Below are 18,615 nucleotides of genomic sequence, written 5' to 3'. Positions count from 1 at the left end.
GACCGGGCAGCGGCGGGTCCCGGGGCGTCCGCCCACCCCGCCTCGCGGTTCAGTTTCCGACCTTACGGCGCAGGTCCTGGAACGCGGTGTAGTTGGCGATCGCCTCGATCCGGCCGGGCGGCGCGGAGCGCACCGCCTCGTCCAGGTCGGCGCAGACCCGGAACTCGAGCCCGGCCACCTCCAGCCGCACCGCCAGGTCGAGCCGGCGGTCACCGAGCACCATGATCGGATGCCCCGCGAGGCGGGTGTAGTCGACGTCCCACAGCCAGGAGGTGTCGGTGCCGTCGGCCCCGCGCGCGTTCACCGACAGCACCACCGGCGCCGGCGGCCCGTCGATCAGCGAGAACGTCTCCAGCCAGCCCGCGGGGTTCTTCGCCAGCAGCAGCCGGACCTGGCGCTGCCGGTAGGTCACCACGTCGTAGCGGCCGGCGACCGCCTGCACCTTGTACATCCGCTCCAGCGCGACCTTGGGGTCGATGCCGAAGGCGGCCGCGACCGCGGTGGACACCGCCGCGTTGGACTTGTTGGCGCGGCCGGGGAGTTGGAGGTGGATCGGCCACGCGACGCCGTACGGGTCGACGACGTGGTCGCCGGACAGTGCCCACGTCGGGGCGGGGCGGCGGAAGCCGCACTCGCCGCAGAACCAGTCGTCCGACGGGCGCTGCAGCACCCCGCCGCAGGACGGGCAGGACCAGGCGTCGTCCTTCCACTCCTGGCCGGCCCCGACCCACACCACGGTCGGGCTGGAGGAGGCCGCCCACACGATCAGCGGGTCGTCGGCGTTCGCGACGACGATCGCCTCGGAACCCGCCAGCCCCTCGCGCCACTTCTCGGCGAGCATCCGCGTCTCGGCGGCGCGGTCGAGCTGGTCGCGGGAGAGGTTGAGCAGGGCGATCGCCTTGGGCGTGACGTCCCGCGCCACACCGGCGAGGTACTTCTCGTCGACCTCGATCACGCCGAAGCGGGCGTCGGAGCCGCCCGCCAGCGCCGAGGTGATGCCGGCCGGCATGTTCGCGCCCAGCGCGTTGGACACCACCGGGCCGCCCGCGCGCAGCGCCTCGGCGAGCAGCCGCGTGGTGGTCGTCTTGCCGTTCGTGGCGGATACCAGCACGACGTCCAGGTGGCGGGCGAGGCGCGCGAGCAGGTCGGGGTCGAACCGCAGCGCGACCTTGCCGCCGATCACCGATCCACTGCCCTTGCCTGCGACGCGGGATACGGCCGCCGCGGCCCTGCCCGCCGTCACGGCGAGCTTCGCCCGCGGCGTCAGCGGCTCAGAGTTGCCTGCCATCCTGTTGTTTCCTCCTCGACATTCGCCCGGGCATCAGCCTATCGACTTCCGGGCGGGGGAGTTGACCGCCGCGAGGGCCGGTGCCGCGCTCCGGCCACGCCGGGCGGCGGGTCGCCCGGCTGCCCCCGTCGGGGGTTGCCGAACCGGTGGGGATGGCGAGGCCGTTCGGAACGCGGCGCGGCGTGCGCCCTACAGTCCCTGGCTGCCGGCCCGGTCGCCGGCGAGGGTGAGCCGTCCCCACAGCAGGTCCGCCAGGGTACGGACGAGTTCGTCGCGGGAGCATGGCCGCTCGCCCAGCCACCAGTCCCCGGCGGCGAACATCATCCCGACGATGCCGTGGCCCCAGATCCGCGCGACCTGCCGGGAGTCCGGGCCCAGGTCGAGCCGCTCGGCGATCACCTCGCCCAGGTCCTCGCCCATCCGCCGCAGCAGGGGCGCCTGGTGGCGGCCGACGTCGAACCCCTTCTCCCCGTCGGCCGCGGGCGTCTCGGCCGGGTGCATCAGGAAGCGGTAGACCTGCGGGCGGGTCTCGATCGCCGAGAGGTACGCGTGCAGGGTCGCCTCGACCCGGTCGCGCCGGTCGCCGGGGGAGTCCAGCGCGCTGCGCAGGGTGGCCAGCAGCGCGTCGGTGTGCCGCTTGGCGAGCGCCCGGTACAGCCCCGACTTGTCGCCGAAGTGGCGGTAGAGGATCGGCTTGGTGATGCCGGCCTCGGCGGCGATGGCGTTCATCGACGCCTCCGGCCCGTCCCGCAGTACCACGCGCTCGGCGGCCTCCAGCAGCTCGGTGCGGCGCCGCTCCGTGGCGGTCCGCTGGTCCTGCCGATGCCCGGTCTCCACCGTGCGCCTCCTGGTCGTCCGCCGCGCTCGGAGGGCACCGAGCGCCGCTGGTCCACTGCTCGTGTGCCACTGCCCTGGGCGCAACGTAACACCCCTGGGCCCGTTCACGGCCCGGCGGCCTGCGAGTTGACATCCCCTACCGAACGGTAACAGACTGCTGTTACCGCAAGTAACAAGTACGTGGAGGGGACGATGGGCGACTTCACGCTCGAACTCAACGACGAACAGCAGTCCGTGCGCGAGTGGATCCACGGCTTCGCCGCGGACGTGATGCGCCCGGCCGCCGCCGAATGGGACGAGCGCGAGGAGACGCCCTGGCCCATCATCCAGGAGGCAGCCAAGATAGGGCTGTACTCGCTCGATTTCTACGCCCAGCAGTTCTTCGACCCGACCGGCCTCGGCATCCCCATGACGATGGAGGAGCTGTTCTGGGGTGACGCGGGCATCGCGCTGTCCATCGTCGGCACCGGCCTCGCGGCGGTCGGCGTGCTCGCCAACGGCACCGAGGAGCAGATCGGCACCTGGGTGCCGCAGATGTACGGCGACGCAGACGACGTGAAGGTGGCCGCCTTCTGCTCCTCCGAGCCGGACGCCGGCTCCGACGTGGGCGCGATGCGCACCCGCGCGGTGTACGACCAGGCCAAGGACGAGTGGGTGCTCAACGGCACCAAGACCTGGGCCACCAACGGCGGCATCGCCAACGTGCACGTGGTCGTCGCCGTGGTCGACCCCGACCTCGGCACCAAGGGCCACGCGTCCTTCATCGTGCCGGCCGGCACCCCGGGCCTGTCCCAGGGCCAGAAGTTCAAGAAGCACGGCATCCGCGCGTCACACACCGCCGAGGTCGTGCTGGAGGACGTCCGGGTCCCCGGTGACTGCCTGCTCGGCGGGAAGGACAAGCTCGACGAGCGGCTGGCCCGTGCCCGCGAGCGGGCGAAGTCCGCCGACGGGGAGAGGGTCAAGAACGCGGCGATGGCCACCTTCGAGGCGTCCCGCCCGGCGGTCGGCGCCATGGCCGTCGGCACCGCCCGCGCCGCCTACGAGTACGCCCTCGAATACGCCAAGACCCGCGAGCAGTTCGGCCGGCCGATCATCGACAACCAGGGGGTCGCCTTCCAGCTCGCGGACATGCGCACCCAGATCGACGCTGCGCGGCTGCTGGTGTGGCGGGCCTCCTGGATGGCCACCGCCGGGCGCCCCTTCACCTCGGCCGAGGGCTCCATGTCCAAGCTGTTCGCCAGTGAGACCGCGAAGAAGGTGACCGCGCAGGCGGTCCAGATCCTCGGGGGGAACGGCTACACCCGTGAGTACCCGGTGGAGCGGATGCATCGGGACAGCGCGATCTACACGATTTTCGAGGGCACCAGTGAGATCCAGCGGCTCGTCATAGCCCGAACCCTCTCCGGCCTGCCCATCCGCTGAGGCCGAGGCTGCCCTGACCCGCTGGGGTGCCCCTGTCCGCCGGCTACGGGACCTTGCGGTCCACGGTGGCCGTTCGCGCGGTTCCCCGCGCCCCTGGGTTTGTGCGGGTCCCTCCGCGAAAAGAGGCTCACCACCCAGAGGGCGCTGGGGGCCACCTCCCAGCCGCCAGGCTGGGGGAGGAACTGCGCGACAAGCCCACCACCGGCAGGTAGTCCCTCAACCGGCCGGCAGGGGCACCCCCGGGGGTCAGGGCGCGCCAGCCGGGAGGGTCAGTCGCGGTAGCCGCGCAGCAGGAACCACCCGAGGAACGCGGCTCCGACGACGGACACCACGATGAAAGTCCGCATCACCGGCCCGGGGCCGGGCGACTGGCTGACCGCCAGGGTGGTCAGCACGTGGTGGATCTGCATGGCGACTCCTTCGACTCGACGCTCCAGCGTAGCCCCGGGCGTCGCGGCCACCGCCCGCAGGGGTGGGCGTGGCGGGGCGCGCCGCGCGCGACGTGACGGCGGACACGTCAGGGCCTGCCCGGACCCTCACACCTGGGCCCCGGGGTCTGGTTCAATGGGGGGCATGGCCAGGACTGCTGACACCGGGACAGGTCGCGACGACCTCGAGCCCTTCTGGCCGTCCCGGCAGGAGCACCACTTCGACCGCTGGTGTTGCCGCGCGATCCCCGCGCGGAACCGCTTCTCCCGCTGACCTCGCGCCGCATCCGGCTCCCTCGCCGCCTGCCGCCCACCCACCAGCCGGTTTCCGGTCCCGCGCATACGGAGTCCTCCCGACCCCTCGCGCGAAAGAGCCGAACCCATGTCGAACGTCTCCTCCATCCCCTCCGCTCCCGCCGCCGTGACCGCCGCTCCCGCCGCCCGGCAGCGGCTGCGCGCCGTACGGCCCGACGAGGTTCCACCTGCCCCCGACTTCCTGCCGCCGGGCGCCACTTGGCTGCCGGCTCCCGGACACGTGCTGCCCGCGGTGGCCGGCGGCGCCCCGATGGTCGGCTACCTGGTCCTGGTCCCGGCCGACCGGGTCGGGGCCGAGCCGGCCCGTACGCTCGCCGATCCGTACGCGCTCGACCCCGGTCCGGCCGGCCCGCCGGTCGCCGAGCAGGGGCCGGCCGTGCCACCCGGGCCCGCCACGCCGGTGCGGATAGACGCCGAGCGCCGTACCGCCGACGTCGAGGGCCGCCCGCTGGACCTGACCTACCTGGAGTTCGAGCTGCTGGCCCACCTGGTCGCGCACCCGCACCGGGTGCACTCCCGGGACCAGCTCGTCACCACCGTGTGGGGGTACGGCCACGTCGGGGACGGCCGCACCGTCGACGTCCACATCGCCCGGCTGCGCCGGAAACTGGGCGCGGAGCACCGCGGCAGCATCGTGACCGTGCGCCGGGTCGGCTACAAGTACGCGCCCGCGCCGACCGCGCGCTGACCCGCCCGTCAGGGGCATCCGGCCGGTGATCCCGCATCCCGTCCGGTTGCGGGTCCCGGTCGCGTGCCCGCGCGGCCGGGGCTACGGCACCACCGTGACGGGCCATCGCCCGGTCTTGACCAGCCGCACCGCGACCGAGCCCACCAGGCGGTGGCCGGCCCGCTCCGAGGCGCCCACCACCACCGCGTCGGCGGTGAGTTGGTCGGCCGCCATCGCCAGCCCGTTGTAGGGGTCGCCGCGGAAGGTGTGGAACTCCCACCGCACGGTGAAGGTGCCCTGCACCCGCGCCACCGACTTGCGGATCTCCGCGAGCAGCAGATCCGCGATCCCGGTGTCCGCCTCCGACACCGGCACGCCGAGCGCGGCGCCACCGGCGATGTACGGCTGTACGTAGACCAGTGCGAGCAGGGCGTGCTGGCGTCGGGCCAGACCACCGGCGTACGCCGCGGCACGCCAGGAGGAGTCCGAGCCGTCGAGCCCGGCGACGATCACTTTCGGTCCGTCGGTGCCACGTTCGAAACGTGCCGGTAGCTTCTGCTCTTCCACCAGGTCAGGCTATCGGCCGCGAGCACCGGTGGATCACCCCCGTGCACGCAGCGTTCTCACCCGATTGGTCCTATTGCCACGACATGGGCGCATTTGCGGGGCACGCTGGTGAAGAGGAGTGAAGCAGGTGATCGCCCGTCCGGTGCACCGGTCGACCAACGGCCCGTGCCCGCGCTCGGCGGTGCCCACGCCGCTACCGGGGAGGTTTGCGATGCCTTGCGTGTCCACGAACGTGTTCGTGCGGCGTACGCCGACGGAGGTCTTCGACTTTCTCGCCGATGCCCGCAACCTCGCCCTGTGGAGCTCCGGGGTGGCGTCGGTGGAGTCGGCCTACGTACGGCCGGGGGGAAACGCGGTGTATCGCTACCGGTATCCCGGGCGGCGGCGGCCGTACCACCTGGTCTGCGCGGACTACGAGCCCGGCCGCCGGATAGCGTTCCGCGGCCAGCGGATGTGGTGCCCGCTGGGCACGCAGGTCCCGCTGTACGCGTTCGAGTTGCTGCCGCACGCCGACGGCACCCTGGTGCGGCTGTCGGTGACCAGTTCGCTCAGTGCGGCGCTGCTGCTCCTCGCGCCGCTGGTGGCGATGGCCTGGCGCCGTGATCTGCCGGCCGACAGCCTGAAGTTCCGCGACCTGCTGGGTGAGGGCCGTACGACCGGCGAGGCGTTGCCGGCGGCGTCGTCCGAGGTCGTCCCGAGCGTGGGGGCGGGAGCGAACGCGGGTGCGGGCGGTCCGGGCGCCGGCCCGGTCCCCGGAACCGACGCCGCTCCCGCCGGCGCGCCCGAGAACGTCCCGTCGGTGCCCGCCGCCACCCCCATGCGGACCTCCGCGACCCCGCACGGATTCGACTATGCTCATTGAGTGTTAAACTAACGTGGTGGCAGGGTGCGTGACGTGCCCGCCCCCGTGACTGCCCCGGCCTGGTCCCCCCGTCCCGGCCGGGGCTCCTTCATGTCCGGCGGCGCCAGCGCCCGGAACGCCTCCGCGACCTGCATCAGCCAGGCCACGTCCTCGTCGATCGTGCCGCTGCGCGGCAGGGCCGGGGCCGTGGACGGAGGGCGGCGCGCCGGTGGTTCGGCACCCGCGCGGCGCGCCTCCACGGCCGCCGTCAGTGCCGCCGCCTCCACCACCACGTCCGACATCCCGCCGCCCTGCGGCAGGCCCGCCACCGCGCCGGTCCCCGCCGCGGTCCGCGCGGCCAGCCACGCGGGCACGTCGGCCGGGAAGTACGGCCGCAGGGACAGCCGGCCGTCGTGGATCTCGATCACCCGCCGGTACAGCGCGAACTGCGTCTGCCGCAGCGCCGGCCGGCCCGGCCGGAAGCGGCTCGGCCGCGACGGGAGCAGCGCGATGGCCGGGTGCGCCTCGTACAGCGCCGACCACAGCGGTTCCAGCGCCCGGTACGCGCGCGCGGCCCGCACCAGCCGCAGCGGCGCGGTCAGCAGCCGTCCCCACGACGTGGCGGTCGCCCCGACGACCGCGAGCAGCGCGCAGGTCAGTGCGAGCACGGCCGCGGGGACGTCCTCGGCGGTGTCCTGACGCCCGGACCGCAGCACCTGCGCGGCGTCCGCGAGCAGCAGCAGCGCCCACACCGCCCCGACCGCGCCGCTCGCCTTCATCAGCACCAGCCCGGTCCGCAGCGAGCTGCGCGGCATCCGCCGGGCGTGCCGGCCGAGCAGCGTTGTGAACAGCAGCAGGCAGCGCAGCGCGTACGCCACGAACAGCACGTCGTAGCCGGCCAGCAGCCAGCGGCCCGGGGTGCCGGCCACGAAGCCGGTGCCGCCCCGGTCGTGCAGGCCGGCGGGCACGAACAGCGCGGCCAGCAGCAGGGCGGTGCCCAGCGCCTGCCAGGTCAGCCGCCGCTCGGTGCCGTGCCCGGGTTCGCCCAGCGCTCGTGCGATCAGCGCCAGCGAGGTCAGGCCGGTCACCTTCAGCTCCGCGCCCAGCAGTACCCCGATCTGCGGCACCGGTCCGAACCGGTCCAGCGCGGTCACCGTGGCCGGGGCCAGCACGAGCAGAGCCGCGCCGATGGACAGCGCGAACCGGTCGATGTGGCGGGTCGCGGGATCGGTCTCGTGATGCCGGTGGAGCAGCATCCGGTAGCAGGAGAACGCGATGAGCAGCGCGCCCGCGCCGTAGGTCCCGCCGTCAACCACGCGCCCGGCCCCATGCGGCGAGCGCGCCGAACATCGAGCCCAGCCGCCGCTGCTGGCCCTCCGCGAGCTGAGGCGCGGCCGCCTCCCGCGCCGCGCGCGAGCAGATCAGCGACGCCAGTAACTCCGCCTCGTGCTCCTGCGGTTCGGTGTAGACGGTGCGGCCCAGCACCCTTCGGACCAGGGCGTCGGGGAGGTGGCTGAGCAGCGCGTCGGTGCCGGCCGGGCCGGGCCCGCCCGGAACCGGGCCGCGCGCCGCCCGGTCGTGCCCGCACACGAGGTGGGCCGCTTCGTGCAGCAGGATGTGCCGCTGGTGCAGCACCGTGGTGTCCGTGGCATAGACGATGCAGTCCGCGTGGTCGGTGACCATCAGCAGCCCGCAGGGCAGGTTCGGGCGGGTGTCTACCGGGATCAGCTCGATCGGCCGCCCGCGCCGCTCGGCCAGCCGGGCGACCAGGGCCACCTCGTCGAACGGCCTCGGCAGGGAGGTGTCGCCCATGACCTGCCGGTACTTCTCCCACAGCGCGCTGTGCGCCGGTTGCGCCCTCACGTCCTCACCCCCGTCGGAGCCGGTGTCCGACGACTCGTCCCGAGCACCGGATCTCAGGAACCCACCGCCCTAAGGGGAGTTCCTATCGGCCTCCCTCTTGGCGATCAGGTCGATCATGTCGCTGATGGTGCCCATGCCCTCCGGCGACAGGTTCACCGCTCGCAGCGCGACGCTGCGCACCCCCGCGTCCCGCAGGGCGCCGAGCAGTTCCAGCTCGGCGGCGATCCGCGCGCCCTGCTCGTCGTCGAAGAAGTACGCCACCGGGATCTGGAAGAACTGCGCGAGCGCTTCCAGGTGGCGCTTGGTCGGGTTGGTCCGCCGCCCGGTGCGCAACTGCCACAGGTAGGTGGTCGAGAAGCTCTCCCCGGTCGCGTCGCGGCAGGCGCGTGCCACCTCCTCGTGGGTGTACACCTCGCGGTCCGGCCGGCGCACCACGCGGAAGAGCGCGTCGATCTTCTCCGCGAGAGTCGCCGTCCCCGTATCCGGCGCCACCCCGTCCCCGTTCCCGACCCCGTTGATCATGCCGCGATTCCACCGCCCCGCCCCGACCGGAGGCCCATCGTATCGGTGCGGGGCGGCAGTTGGCACTCCCGTCCCGCCGCCCCCGTCCGTCGCGGCCGGGCGCCCGCCGGGCTACGCCGGGCGGGAGGGGTCGTCGTCGCCGTCCTCCAGCCGCACCCGGGCGAGCTTGTCGGGGTTGGTGACCAGGAAGATGTCGGTGACCTGGTCGCTGTCCGGGTCGAGGTCCATGACCATCACGGCGTAGGGCGAGTCGCCGGAGAAGACGACGGCCGACGGGTCGCCGTTGACGTAGCGGTAGCGGATGTCCAGGGCCGCGGGCAGCTGTTTGCCGGCGTAACCGGTGAGCATCCGCGCGACGTTGTCGCGTCCCTCGACCGGGCGCAGCGCGGAGCGGGCCTTGCCGCCGCCGTCGCTCCACATCGTGACCTCCGGTGCGAGCAGTTCCATCAGCGCGGCGAGGTCCCCGCCGAGCGCGGCCGCGACGAACCGCTCGGTGATCTGCTGCTGCAGGCGCGGGTCGGCCTGGTAGCGGGGGCGCCGGGCGTGGACGTGCTCGCGGGCGCGGTGGCCGAGCTGGCGGACCGCGGCGGGGCTGCGGTCGAGGATGGCGGCGATCTCGGTGTGGGCGTAGCCGAAGACCTCGTGCAGCACGAACACCGCCCGCTCCAGAGGGGTGAGCGTCTCCAGGACGACCAGCAGCGCCATCGACACCGACTCGTTGCGCAGCGCCGTCTCCGCGGCGTCGGCCGCCCGCGCGGCTGCGTCGGACTCCCGTGCCGGCGGGGTCTGCGTGACCAGCGGCTCCGGCAGCCAGGAGCCGACGTACGTCTCGCGACGCCGGTTGATGCCGGCCTGCCGCGCCAGCGCCTGGTTGACCGCGATCCGCACCAGGTAGGCGCGCGGATTGTCGATCTCCGCCCCGTCGGCCCGGTCCGTGCGGCGGGTCCAGGCGAGCCAGGTCTCCTGGAGCACGTCCTCGGTGTCGGAGACGCTGCCGAGCATGTTGTAGACCACCGAGAAGAGCAGCTCGCGCAGGCCGACGAACGCCTGCGTGGCCCGGTCGCCGGCCCGGCCGGCGGTGGCCTCGGCCACGGGCCCGGCCGGGACCTCGCCGGTGAGCGCGGAGCCTTGCTCGGCGGTGGCCTCGGCCGCGCCCCGGGCGGTGAGCGCGGCGCCGAGCTCCGTCGTGCCCAACCCGGCGGTCGCGCCGGCCGTGCCCTCGGCGCCGAATCCGGCGATCGACTTCGCCGTGTCCTCGGCCGGGACGGGCGAACCCTCGGCGGCGGGTGCCGCGCCGAACTGCGTGCTGGGCTCGCCTGCGGGCGCGGGTCGCCGCTGCGGGGTGTCGGACACGATGGAGCCTCCCGTGGTGCGTTTCCCCGGAGAGGTCCCGCGCCCGCCGGGTGTGACATCGCAGCAGGGGAATGTGGGGCAGGTCACATCATCCTCGGGAGTGCCGCGTCAGTAGCGCAGCACTGCGGCGATGTGACCGGAGTCCGCCAGATCCCCGTCCGGCACGAACCGTACCCGGGCCCCGGTGTCCAGCGCCTGCTCGGCGATCTCGTCCACGATGTCGTCCCGGGCGCCCCGCTCGCCGGAGTCCGCGGGCACCAGGTGCTCGCCGTCGTCCCTGACCGTGGTGCGGTAGCCGTCCTCGATCGCCACCAGCGACGCGCGGCCCTCGGTGACCGACTGCCACACCTCGTCGACGCCGCCCGCGAACGTCCGGCTGCCGCGGGCGCGGTCCAGGTCGTCCAGCACCGCCGCCACCGCCCGCTCGTCCCGCTGCCGGTCGGCGTCCTCGACCGCCCGGGCCAGCGCCTCGCCGGGACCCTGGGCGAGGCCGCCGTGGCCGATGTGCGCCACCGCGTCCCGGGCCACCGGCCCGACCTCGTCCAGCGCGCTGATCGCCTCCGGCTCTGCCACCAGGTACATCGGCCGCGGATCGGCCGCCTGCACGGCCGTCACCGCGTCGGTGACCTCCCGCAGGAAGGTGCGGGTGTCCTCGTCGTTGAAGGTGCTGGGGGTGTCGCCGATCTGCTCCTCGCGCTCCGGGTCGAAGTCCACCGGCGGCCGCCGCACCGGGAAGTGCCCCTGCTCCTGCTGCGGGGTCTGCTGGCGCCCGCCGCTCCACAGCGTCGCCGCGTCGGCCGACAGCGCCAGGACCCAGAACGGCTGGTTCGCCGCGTACGCCGCCACCAGGTTGCGGGTCAGGAACGTCTGCGCCAGCAGCACCCGCTCCGGCACGGACCGCTCCAGCGACCACACGTGGTGTTCGCCGGGCGCGGCGAAGATCGCCAGGCCGTCCTCGGCGTACACCAGGTCGACCTCGGCGAGCGCCAGGTCGAGCTGCCCGATCACGTCGATGCGGTCCGCCCGGGAGACCTCGGGGTCGCTGTGCACCGCGTTCTTGGCCTCCTCCAGGAGGTTGCGCAGCCGCACGCCGTCCTGCGCGTTGTCCGGCTGGCGCCGGTGGGTGGGCAGCAGCACCGACACCGCGGGGTACTTGCGGGGGCGGCGCAGCTCGGCGAGCGCGGCAGGGGTCAGCGGCTGGTGCATGGAGGGCATGGGCACACCTTTCCGGCGGCTTGCGAAGACGCTCGCGGCGGCGGGTCGCGCGCGCTGGGCGCGGGGCCGGAGCGGCGGACACGACGGGCGGGGGGCGCCGGAACCCGTTCCGGCCGCGGGTGCGGCCCGAACCGTCCGTCTCCCGGTGTCTTCCCGTCTTGCTCTCTCTTCCTGGACTGTCCCTTCCTGGATATATCAATCAGTCGACTTCCGCAGCCCAGCGGACTCGCCGAGCAGCTCGTCCTCGGCCCACGCCACTGCCAGTGCCCGGGTCCCGCGTACCTCCGCGCCCGCCGCCAGGCCGCCATGGCCGTGCGCCTGTCCGCCGGGCACCACGCACACCCGGTGCCCGGCCGCGGTGACCCGGGCCAGCGCCGCCTCCAGCATCGCCCGGGCCGGCGGCCGCACCGTCAGGACCTCGGCCAGGTCCAGCACCAGCCACCCCGGCCGGTCCGGTGCCACCGACGCCAGCGCGTACAGCACCCGCTCCACCGCCGTGAAGTCCAGCTCGCCGCGCGCGGCCACCACCGCGACACGCGATCCCTCCCGCGCCAGCAGCTCCCGTTCCCGGGGCGGGCGGGCGGCGCCCGAGGGCTGCTGCCCGGCCGTCGTGCAGGCGGTGACGGTGTCGGGGCCCGGCGCGGGCGCGTGCATCAGGTGCATGCCGAACCGCCCGGACATCTCGCGCAGCGCGGCCACCGCCCGCACCGGGCTGCCGGTGGGGTCCAGGGGCGGGCTGTAGCAGGCGAGACCGAACCGTCCCGGGCTCGCCGCGGTGAGCCCGCCCGACACGCCGCTCTTGGCCGGCAGCCCGACCCGCACCAGCCAGTCGCCGGCCGCGTCGTACATCCCGCAGGTCGCCATCACCGCGAGCACCTGCACCGCGACCGGCTCGGGCACCACGCGGCGGCCGGTCACCGGGTTGACGCCGCCGGTCGCGAGCGTCGCGGCCATCACCGCCAGGTCCACGGTGTCGACCCGCACCGCGCACTGCCGGAAGTAGGTCTCCACCGCCGCGCGGGGCTCGGTGCGCAACGAGCCGGCGGCGTGCATCAGGTAGGCCAGCGCCCGGTTGCGGTCACCGCTCGCCGACTCCGAGAGGTACACCTCCTCGTCGACGTCCAGCCGGCGCCCGGCGAACGCGCCCAGCCCGTCCAGCACCCGCGCGAACCGCTCCTCGGGGCTGCCCGCGGGTACCAGGTTGGTGGTCGCGATCGCCCCCGCGTTGATCATCGGATTGGCGGGGCGCCCGGTGCCGCGCTCCAGGCTGATCGCGTTGAACGCGTCCCCGCTCGGCTCGTTGCCCACCCAGCGGTGCATCTCGTCCAGCCCCAGCTCCGCCAGCGCCAGCGCGTACACGAACGGCTTGGACACCGACTGGATCGAGAACCGCACCGCCGAGCGCCCCGCCTGGTACCGGTGGCCGTCCATGCTGACCAGCGCCAGCCCGAAGTCCTGCGGATCGGCCAGCGCGAGCTTCGGGATGTACGAGGCGACCTCCCCGTCCGTCAGCGGCAGCAACAGGCGGTGCACCTCGGCCAGCCCCGCGCTGATCACGTCCAACGGTCCCGTGTCGATCATGCGTCCATGCTTCGCGCGGTCCGGCCCGCCCGCAACGCGGAGCGGTCCCGCACCGCGGGCGGGCACCGGCCGCGTCCCGACCGATCCGCGGTCGTCGCCGGCCGCCGGACCCGCCGACGAACGCGGCCCGTCACGCACCGGCCCCCCACCCCCGCCCGTGACACACGCAGAGTGATGTGCCAAGCTGCCGACCGCGAGGGGGAGGCGTTTCGATTGGCGGGGCGGGAGTCGAGGACAGGTCTGGACGGGGCGCGGGTGGCGCTCGCCGTCGTGGTCCTGGCGGGGATCGCGGTGACCGCGATGCTGCTGCGGCCGAGCAGCGGCGCGATGAGCCAGGGCCGCGGGCCGATGGGCGGTGGCGGCGCCACCGTCGGCGTGGCCGCGCTGTGGGTGGTGGCCGCCCTCCTGGTCAACGGGCGCTACCGGGAACGGTTCAACCGCTACGACGAGCGGCGCGGCGTCGCCGAGCAGCGCCTCGCGGACGTCGTCCGCCACCTCCTGCTCCTCTCGCCGGTCGCCGTGCCCGTCCTCCTGCTGGGCCTGCACCGCTTCGACACCACGTCCGGCGGCCGGAAGCCCTACCCCTCGGTCCTGCCGACCCGGTCCGACGACACCACCCCCACCCCGTTGCCCACCGACCACAAGCCGCACGACGACAAGGGGTCGCTGCACCTGCCGGGCTGGCTGCTGCACGCCGGGCTCGCCCTGGTGGCCGTGGTCGTCGCCGCCGCCGTGGCCTACGCCGTCTGGTACCTGCTGCGGGTGCTGCGTCGGCCGGAACCTGCCGCGCCCCACGGCGACTTCGCCGTGCTGGACGACGAGGAGGAACTGCTGGCCCAGGCCGTGGACTCCGGTCGCCGCGCCCTGCGGGACACCGACGACGCCCGGGCCGCGGTGATCGCCTGCTACGCCGCGATGGAGACCTCGCTCGCCGCGTCCGGTGTCGCGCGACGCGCCTCGGACAGCCCGCAGGACCTGCTGGAGCGCGCCGCCGCCGACGACCTGCTGAGCGGCCCGGCCGCGGGCGCCCTGACCGAACTGTTCCGCGAGGCCCGCTACTCCACGCACCCGATGGACGACGGCGACCGTCGGCGGGCGTCCGACGCCCTCGGCGAGATCGCCGCGCAGCTCGAACGGCGGGCCGCCGCGGACACCGCCGACGGCCCCGCCCCCACCGCGGAGGCCGGCCGGTGACCAAGCACCCCGACGCCCCCGTGCCCCGCCACCGCATCGTGCCCGAGACACCGGCACCCACGGTGCCGGTCCGCAGCACGGCCGCCGCCCTCGTCGCGGGCGGAGTCCTCGCGGTCGCCCTGGTCGCGCTCACCGACGGCGTCGCCGCGGCCGGCACCGCCCTGGTGCTGCTGTCCCTCGTCGGGCTCGGCATCGTTCGCTACGTCGCCGGCAGTAACGCCCAGGACAGCGGCTACCGCAAGGCCGTACGCCTGCTGGGCAGCCGCGCCCCGGCCCTGGGCGAGTGGCAGCGCATCGTCGACCACTCGCTCGGCAGGGACGGCGCCGTCCCCTTCGCCACCACCCTGCGCCCGCAGCTCCAGCGACTGTTCGCGTCCCGGCTGGCCGAGCGGCACGGCATCGACCTGTACCGCGCCCCGCAGCGGGCCACCGCACTGGTGGGGGAAGCGTGGTGGCCGTGGATCGACCCGGCCCAGCCGCCCCCGGCGCCCGAACTGCCGGAAGCCGTCCTGGCCGGGCTGCTGGACCGGCTCGAAGCGCTGTGAGCTGCCCGCCGCCGGTGCCCGTTCCCGTGCCGGGCCGCCCGGGTCCACCGCGCGCCGTGGGCCCGTCCCCTTCCCGTTTGCCGTTCCGTCGCCCCGTTCGCACAGAGTGAGGATCCCCGCTGTGAGTAGTGAGAAGTTGCCGGTCGAGGACAGCGCGGTGCTCTCGCCGCAGGCGGCGGGAGCGCGGGCGGCCGAGGTGCTGGAAGAGGTGCGCGGCGCGGTGGTGGGCAAGCCGGAGCCGCTGGCCCTGGTGATGCTGGGCATCCTGGCAGGCGGGCACGTGCTGATCGAGGACCTGCCCGGGCTCGGGAAGACCCTGCTGGCCCGGTCGTTCGCGACGGTGCTCGGACTGGACTTCCGGCGCATCCAGTTCACGCCCGACCTGCTGCCGTCGGACGTGACGGGCGCGCCGTTCTACGACCAGCGCTCGGGGGAGATGGTGTTCCGGGCCGGGCCGGTCTTCACCCACCTGCTGCTCGCCGACGAGGTGAACCGGACCCCGCCGAAGACGCAGGCGGCACTGCTGGAGGCGATGGCGGAGTCCCAGGTGTCCGTGGACGGGAGCACGCGGGCGCTGCCCGACCCGTTCGTGGTGGTGGCGACGGCCAACCCGATCGAGTACGAGGGGACGTACACCCTGCCCGAGGCGCAACTGGACCGGTTCCTGCTGCGGGTGCGGATGGGCTACCTCGCCGCGGCCGAGGAGGTGGGGATGCTGCGGGCGCGGGTGGCGCGCGCGGCTCCCGAGGCGCGGCTGAGGGAACTGACCGGCCCGCGCGAGGTGCTGGCGATGCGCGCCGCCGTCGAGCGGGTCGAGGTGGACGACGACCTGCTGGAGTACGTGGTCGCGCTGGTCGGGGCGACCCGCGCGCACCAGCACATCCAGGTCGGCGCCTCGCCGCGCGGCGGGCTGGCGCTGGTGCAACTGGCCCGGGCCCGCGCGGTGATGGCGCTGCGGGACTACGCGACGCCGGAGGACGTGAAGTCGGTGGCGGTGCCCGCGCTGGCGCACCGGGTCACGCTGAAGCCCGAGTTGTGGGTGCGGCAGATCGACGCGGACGAGGTGATCCGGGAGATCGTCGGGACCGTGCCGGCGCCGCAGACCCTGCCGCGCGCCGCCGCCGCGTCATGACCGGACGGCCGTCGCCCGACGGCTCCGGGACCCGCCCGGCACCGGACCCGGCCGATCCGCGCGCCCGGGCGGTCGAACGCGCCCTGGGCGGACGGCAGGTGGGCCGGGACGGCGTGTACCAGGCACCGCCGGAGCCCACGCACGGCTGGCGGGTGAGCGAACGGGCCCTGGGCTGGAGCACGGTGGCCGCGGTCGGTCTGGCCGCGGCGCTGCTCAGCGGGCACGCGTGGGTGCTCGCCCTCGCCGCGATCCCGCTGACGCTGCTCGCCGTCTCCCTGCCGCTCGGCGCCCGGCCGCAGCACGTCGAGACCACCGTCGAGGTCGCCCCGCGCCGCTGCTTCGAGGGCGAGACCGTCACCGCGCGGATCACCGTCGCCCACGACGGCTCCGTCGGCCGGCTCGACCCGGGCATCACCCCCGGCCCCGGCATGCGGGTGGACGCGCTCGCCGTCGGCCGCGCCCGTATCGAACTGCGGCTGACCGCCGAGCGGTGGGGCCGCTGGACCCCGGGCACCGTCGACATCGACCTCTACGACACCGGGGGACTCGCCCGCCGCACCGTCCGCGTCGACCTGGGCGAGGTCGAGGTCTTCCCGCTGCCGACCGCCGCGGGGCTCACCCCCATCCCGGTCCGGCTGCCGACCCGGCTGGGCGAGCACGCCTCGCCCCAGCGCGGCGAGGGCATCGAGGTGATCGGGGTGCACCCCTACGTCCGGGGCGAGCGGCAGCGCCGGATCAACTGGCCCGCCACCACCCGGCGCGGCTCGCTGCAGCTCCACCAGTTCGCCGCCGAGCGCGCCGCCGACACCGTCGTCATGCTCGACGTCTTCGGTGACATCCGCGACCCCGTGACCGGCCTGTCCTCCCTGGACGAGACCTTCCGCGCCGCCGCCGGCCTCGCCCGCGCCTACCTGAGCACCCACGACCGCATCGGCGTGGTCTCCATCGGCGGCGCCACCCGCTGGCTGCAGCCCGGCAGCGGCGACGCGTACTTCTACCGGATCGTGCAGAGCGTGCTGGAGGTGCGCAAGGACCTCGCCCGGCGGGGCACCGGCCGGGTCCGGCTGCCGCCGCGCGCGCTGCCCGAGGGCGCCCTCATCTACGTCGTCACCCCGCTCGCCGACCAGCGCATCCTCGACGTGCTGCACCAGGTCAGGGCCGGCGCCAACCCGATGGTGGTGGTGGAGATCCCCTCCGGCGACCCGGAGGTCGAACCGGGCGACGTCACCGCGGAGATGGCGCTGCGGCTCTGGCGGGCCAACCGCGACGCGATCCGCTTCGCGCTCGCCGAGCGCGGCATCGCCGTCATCGCCCACCAGCCGGGGCAGACCCTCGACCTCGCGCTGGCCCCGCTGCTGCGCACCCGCATCCACGGAGGAAGCCGATGAGCCCGACGGTCCGGGGCCGGCGCGCCGCCCCGCTCGCCACCCGCTGCGTGGGCACCGCGCTCGTGGTGGCGGCCTGCGATCCGCCGGCCGCGCTGCGCGGATCGTCGCTGCAACCGGCGCTGGTGGTGATCGCGGCCCTCCTGGCGTGGTGGGCGAGCCCGATGATCGACGAGCGGCCCGCGCAGACGTCGATGCGGTGGCCGGCGCTCGCCGCCCGGCGGCGTGGCACGGTCATGGCCGCCGCCTCGATCGCCATCGCGGCCGTCACCGACCCCCCGGTGTGGCTCGCGGCCTGCGTCGCCGTCCTGCTGCTGGCGTATCTGCTGCTCACCGACGCCTGGACGACCGGCGTCACCGCCCCCGCGCGGCGCCCCGCGCCGGGGCCCGCCCTCGTGACGGCCGCGGCCAGCGCGCTGGTCCTTCTCGCCGCCGAGGCACCGCTGTCGCACACCCCGTGGGCCCGGCTGGCCGCCGCGCTCGCGGTCGCCGCGACGGTCACCTCCCTCGTGCTCGTGCTCCGCCGGCGCGGCGGTGGCGCCCCCCGCTGACGCGCCTGGCGCCCGGAGGGGGACGAGCCCGACGGCGTCGTGCGGTGTGCTCGAGCCGGCGGTTGTGGTGGCTGGTGGCCAAGGAGCACGCAGGGCGAGGGCGTGGGTGGGGACAGTGATCAGGGCGTGGATGCCCGCGAGGGTGAGGCAGCCGCCTCGGGAGCCTCGCCGGTCCAGGATCCTGCCGACAGGTATGCCGAGGGCCGCGGAGATGACGAGTGCCGTGGAGAAGGCGGCGGTGACCGCGGAGTTGGGCCATCCGGTGTCGGTGGTGATGCGCGGGGCGAGTACGGGAAATGCGAGTAGACGACGCCCCAGCTGGTGATCTGGGTGGCGCACAAGGCGGGGAGCACGGCGCGGGGCCGCGACCGATCCGTACGGGTCGCGGCCCCTGGGGTGTGCAGGTCGGTCATCGACGTGTCAGCAGCACGAGGCCGTGGTGCTTCCTGCGGAGACTGCCGCGGTGTCCTGCGTGGTGGCGCAACAGGTGCTGCCCTGTTGCTTGGTGAGGCTGTCGGCGTCGGCCTTCACGACGTAGACCTCCCAGGGTTCGCTGCCCGGTCCGTGGACCCACACCTTGTCCTGGACCGCGTAGCAGCAGGTGGTGTCGTTCTCCACGTCGGTGGCCAGGCCCGCGTCGGCGAGGCGGGTGGTGGCGGCGTGGACGGCGTCGGTGGTCTCGACCTCGACGCCGAGGTGGTCCATGCGGGTGTCCTCATCGGGTGTCCCCTGCACCAGGACGAGCTTGAGCGGTGGCTCGGCGATGGCGAAGTTGGCGTAGCCGTCGCGGAGTTTGCTCGGGGCGGTCCCGAAGAGCTGGGTGTAGAAGGCGATGGACGCCTCCAGGTCCGGGACGCGGAGGGCGAGTTGTACGCGAGACATGGCGATCCTTCCGTCGTGCGGGGGTGG

General features: G+C 74.5%; 20 protein-coding genes and 1 pseudogene. 9 read left to right on the top strand and 12 right to left on the bottom strand.

Annotation, left to right across the window (positions count from 1 at the left end; translation table 11 throughout):
* Positions 1-49: 49 nt before the first annotated feature.
* Both C4U44_RS20680 and C4U44_RS20675 read right to left on the bottom strand, forming a co-directional pair.
* Positions 50-1,288 (bottom strand): Mur ligase family protein, encoded by a 1,239-nt coding sequence (locus C4U44_RS20680; protein ID WP_103887342.1) that lies wholly within the window; start codon positions 1,286-1,288, stop codon positions 50-52.
* A 189-nt stretch (positions 1,289-1,477) separates the two neighbouring features.
* Positions 1,478-2,125: a TetR family transcriptional regulator gene (locus tag C4U44_RS20675; protein ID WP_103887341.1), complete on the bottom strand. Its 648-nt coding sequence runs from the start codon at positions 2,123-2,125 to the stop codon at positions 1,478-1,480.
* 192 nt (positions 2,126-2,317) lie between these two features.
* On the opposite strand from C4U44_RS20675, the gene C4U44_RS20670 reads away from it, so the two are divergent.
* Entirely contained in the window at positions 2,318-3,547 is a 1,230-nt protein-coding gene (locus C4U44_RS20670; RefSeq protein WP_103887340.1) for an acyl-CoA dehydrogenase family protein, read from the top strand.
* Between the two features lie 269 nt (positions 3,548-3,816).
* Here C4U44_RS20670 and C4U44_RS41970 read toward each other — a convergent pair whose 3' ends face one another.
* Positions 3,817-3,957 (bottom strand): hypothetical protein, encoded by a 141-nt coding sequence (locus tag C4U44_RS41970; RefSeq protein ID WP_200823333.1) that lies wholly within the window; start codon positions 3,955-3,957, stop codon positions 3,817-3,819.
* A gap of 163 nt (positions 3,958-4,120) precedes the next feature.
* Between C4U44_RS41970 and C4U44_RS43270 the strand changes: the two genes are divergently transcribed.
* Both C4U44_RS43270 and C4U44_RS20665 read left to right on the top strand, forming a co-directional pair.
* Positions 4,121-4,249, top strand: coding sequence for a hypothetical protein (locus C4U44_RS43270; RefSeq protein ID WP_265737335.1), 129 nt, complete (start codon positions 4,121-4,123; stop codon positions 4,247-4,249).
* A gap of 108 nt (positions 4,250-4,357) precedes the next feature.
* Positions 4,358-4,978 (top strand): winged helix-turn-helix domain-containing protein, encoded by a 621-nt coding sequence (locus C4U44_RS20665; protein WP_103887339.1) that lies wholly within the window; start codon positions 4,358-4,360, stop codon positions 4,976-4,978.
* Positions 4,979-5,059: 81 nt separating this feature from the next.
* On the opposite strand, the gene C4U44_RS20660 is transcribed toward C4U44_RS20665, so the two are convergent.
* Positions 5,060-5,527 carry a universal stress protein gene (locus C4U44_RS20660; protein ID WP_103887338.1) on the bottom strand — a complete coding sequence of 156 codons (468 nt, stop codon included), beginning with the start codon at positions 5,525-5,527 and terminating at the stop codon, positions 5,060-5,062.
* 217 nt (positions 5,528-5,744) lie between these two features.
* Between C4U44_RS20660 and C4U44_RS20655 the strand changes: the two genes are divergently transcribed.
* Positions 5,745-6,386 (top strand): SRPBCC family protein, encoded by a 642-nt coding sequence (locus C4U44_RS20655; RefSeq protein WP_160145073.1) that lies wholly within the window; start codon positions 5,745-5,747, stop codon positions 6,384-6,386.
* 8 nt (positions 6,387-6,394) lie between these two features.
* Here C4U44_RS20655 and C4U44_RS20650 read toward each other — a convergent pair whose 3' ends face one another.
* From C4U44_RS20650 to glsA, 6 genes are all read right to left on the bottom strand, one after another.
* Entirely contained in the window at positions 6,395-7,681 is a 1,287-nt protein-coding gene (locus C4U44_RS20650; RefSeq protein WP_103887336.1) for an MAB_1171c family putative transporter, read from the bottom strand.
* Positions 7,674-8,228: a ParH-like protein gene (locus C4U44_RS20645; protein ID WP_200823332.1), complete on the bottom strand. Its 555-nt coding sequence runs from the start codon at positions 8,226-8,228 to the stop codon at positions 7,674-7,676. The genes C4U44_RS20650 and C4U44_RS20645 overlap by 8 nt, the downstream gene beginning before the upstream one ends.
* A gap of 69 nt (positions 8,229-8,297) precedes the next feature.
* Positions 8,298-8,750: a helix-turn-helix domain-containing protein gene (locus tag C4U44_RS20640; RefSeq protein WP_103887335.1), complete on the bottom strand. Its 453-nt coding sequence runs from the start codon at positions 8,748-8,750 to the stop codon at positions 8,298-8,300.
* Positions 8,751-8,861: 111 nt separating this feature from the next.
* A complete protein-coding gene (gene sigJ, locus C4U44_RS20635; RefSeq protein WP_103887448.1) occupies positions 8,862-9,842 on the bottom strand; it encodes an RNA polymerase sigma factor SigJ in 981 nt (326 codons plus the stop codon).
* Between the two features lie 369 nt (positions 9,843-10,211).
* Positions 10,212-11,309, bottom strand: coding sequence for a baeRF3 domain-containing protein (locus tag C4U44_RS20630; RefSeq protein WP_103887447.1), 1,098 nt, complete (start codon positions 11,307-11,309; stop codon positions 10,212-10,214).
* 204 nt (positions 11,310-11,513) lie between these two features.
* Positions 11,514-12,899: a glutaminase A gene (glsA, locus tag C4U44_RS20625; protein WP_103887334.1), complete on the bottom strand. Its 1,386-nt coding sequence runs from the start codon at positions 12,897-12,899 to the stop codon at positions 11,514-11,516.
* Between the two features lie 255 nt (positions 12,900-13,154).
* Between glsA and C4U44_RS20620 the strand changes: the two genes are divergently transcribed.
* From C4U44_RS20620 to C4U44_RS20600, 5 genes are all read left to right on the top strand, one after another.
* Positions 13,155-14,093: a DUF4129 domain-containing protein gene (locus tag C4U44_RS20620; protein WP_235032225.1), complete on the top strand. Its 939-nt coding sequence runs from the start codon at positions 13,155-13,157 to the stop codon at positions 14,091-14,093.
* On the top strand, positions 14,090-14,638 hold the full coding sequence (locus C4U44_RS20615; protein WP_103887332.1) for a hypothetical protein: 549 nt from the start codon (positions 14,090-14,092) through the stop codon (positions 14,636-14,638). The genes C4U44_RS20620 and C4U44_RS20615 overlap by 4 nt, the downstream gene beginning before the upstream one ends.
* A 136-nt stretch (positions 14,639-14,774) precedes the next feature.
* A complete protein-coding gene (locus C4U44_RS20610) occupies positions 14,775-15,770 on the top strand; it encodes an AAA family ATPase (protein WP_103887331.1) in 996 nt (331 codons plus the stop codon).
* Positions 15,767-17,158 carry a DUF58 domain-containing protein gene (locus tag C4U44_RS20605; protein WP_103887330.1) on the top strand — a complete coding sequence of 464 codons (1,392 nt, stop codon included), beginning with the start codon at positions 15,767-15,769 and terminating at the stop codon, positions 17,156-17,158. Before C4U44_RS20610 ends, C4U44_RS20605 begins: the two co-directional genes overlap by 4 nt.
* The gene (locus C4U44_RS20600) at positions 17,155-17,706 is read left to right on the top strand and encodes a hypothetical protein (RefSeq protein ID WP_103887329.1); all 552 of its coding nucleotides are present in this window, start codon (positions 17,155-17,157) and stop codon (positions 17,704-17,706) included. Before C4U44_RS20605 ends, C4U44_RS20600 begins: the two co-directional genes overlap by 4 nt.
* Positions 17,707-17,862: 156 nt before the next feature.
* Here the strand turns inward: C4U44_RS20600 and C4U44_RS42605 are convergent.
* Positions 17,863-18,119 (bottom strand): annotated as a pseudogene (locus C4U44_RS42605) (MFS transporter); the annotation flags it as partial.
* A 7-nt stretch (positions 18,120-18,126) separates the two neighbouring features.
* The gene (locus C4U44_RS20590) at positions 18,127-18,588 is read right to left on the bottom strand and encodes an ArsI/CadI family heavy metal resistance metalloenzyme (RefSeq protein WP_103887328.1); all 462 of its coding nucleotides are present in this window, start codon (positions 18,586-18,588) and stop codon (positions 18,127-18,129) included.
* Positions 18,589-18,615 lie beyond the last annotated feature (27 nt).

It is taken from the genome of Actinacidiphila yanglinensis, assembly GCF_900107965.1.
Lineage (GTDB): Bacteria > Actinomycetota > Actinomycetes > Streptomycetales > Streptomycetaceae > Actinacidiphila > Actinacidiphila yanglinensis.
Note: the sequence above shows the minus strand (reverse complement) of the source record. Positions and strands in the feature narration are given on the sequence as shown.

Bases quoted from the DNA above. Each gene is read 5' to 3' on its own strand.
- C4U44_RS20640 (WP_103887335.1), bottom strand. From the start codon at position 8,750: ATGATCAACGGGGTCGGGAACGGGGACGGGGTGGCGCCGGATACGGGG.
- C4U44_RS20600 (WP_103887329.1), top strand. From the start codon at position 17,155: ATGAGCCCGACGGTCCGGGGCCGGCGCGCCGCCCCGCTCGCCACCCGC.
- C4U44_RS20590 (WP_103887328.1), bottom strand. From the start codon at position 18,588: ATGTCTCGCGTACAACTCGCCCTCCGCGTCCCGGACCTGGAGGCGTCC.
- glsA (WP_103887334.1), bottom strand. From the start codon at position 12,899: ATGATCGACACGGGACCGTTGGACGTGATCAGCGCGGGGCTGGCCGAG.
- C4U44_RS20670 (WP_103887340.1), top strand. From the start codon at position 2,318: ATGGGCGACTTCACGCTCGAACTCAACGACGAACAGCAGTCCGTGCGC.
- C4U44_RS43270 (WP_265737335.1), top strand. From the start codon at position 4,121: ATGGCCAGGACTGCTGACACCGGGACAGGTCGCGACGACCTCGAGCCC.
- C4U44_RS20680 (WP_103887342.1), bottom strand. From the start codon at position 1,288: ATGGCAGGCAACTCTGAGCCGCTGACGCCGCGGGCGAAGCTCGCCGTG.
- C4U44_RS41970 (WP_200823333.1), bottom strand. From the start codon at position 3,957: ATGCAGATCCACCACGTGCTGACCACCCTGGCGGTCAGCCAGTCGCCC.
- C4U44_RS20605 (WP_103887330.1), top strand. From the start codon at position 15,767: ATGACCGGACGGCCGTCGCCCGACGGCTCCGGGACCCGCCCGGCACCG.
- C4U44_RS20665 (WP_103887339.1), top strand. From the start codon at position 4,358: ATGTCGAACGTCTCCTCCATCCCCTCCGCTCCCGCCGCCGTGACCGCC.
- C4U44_RS20630 (WP_103887447.1), bottom strand. From the start codon at position 11,309: ATGCACCAGCCGCTGACCCCTGCCGCGCTCGCCGAGCTGCGCCGCCCC.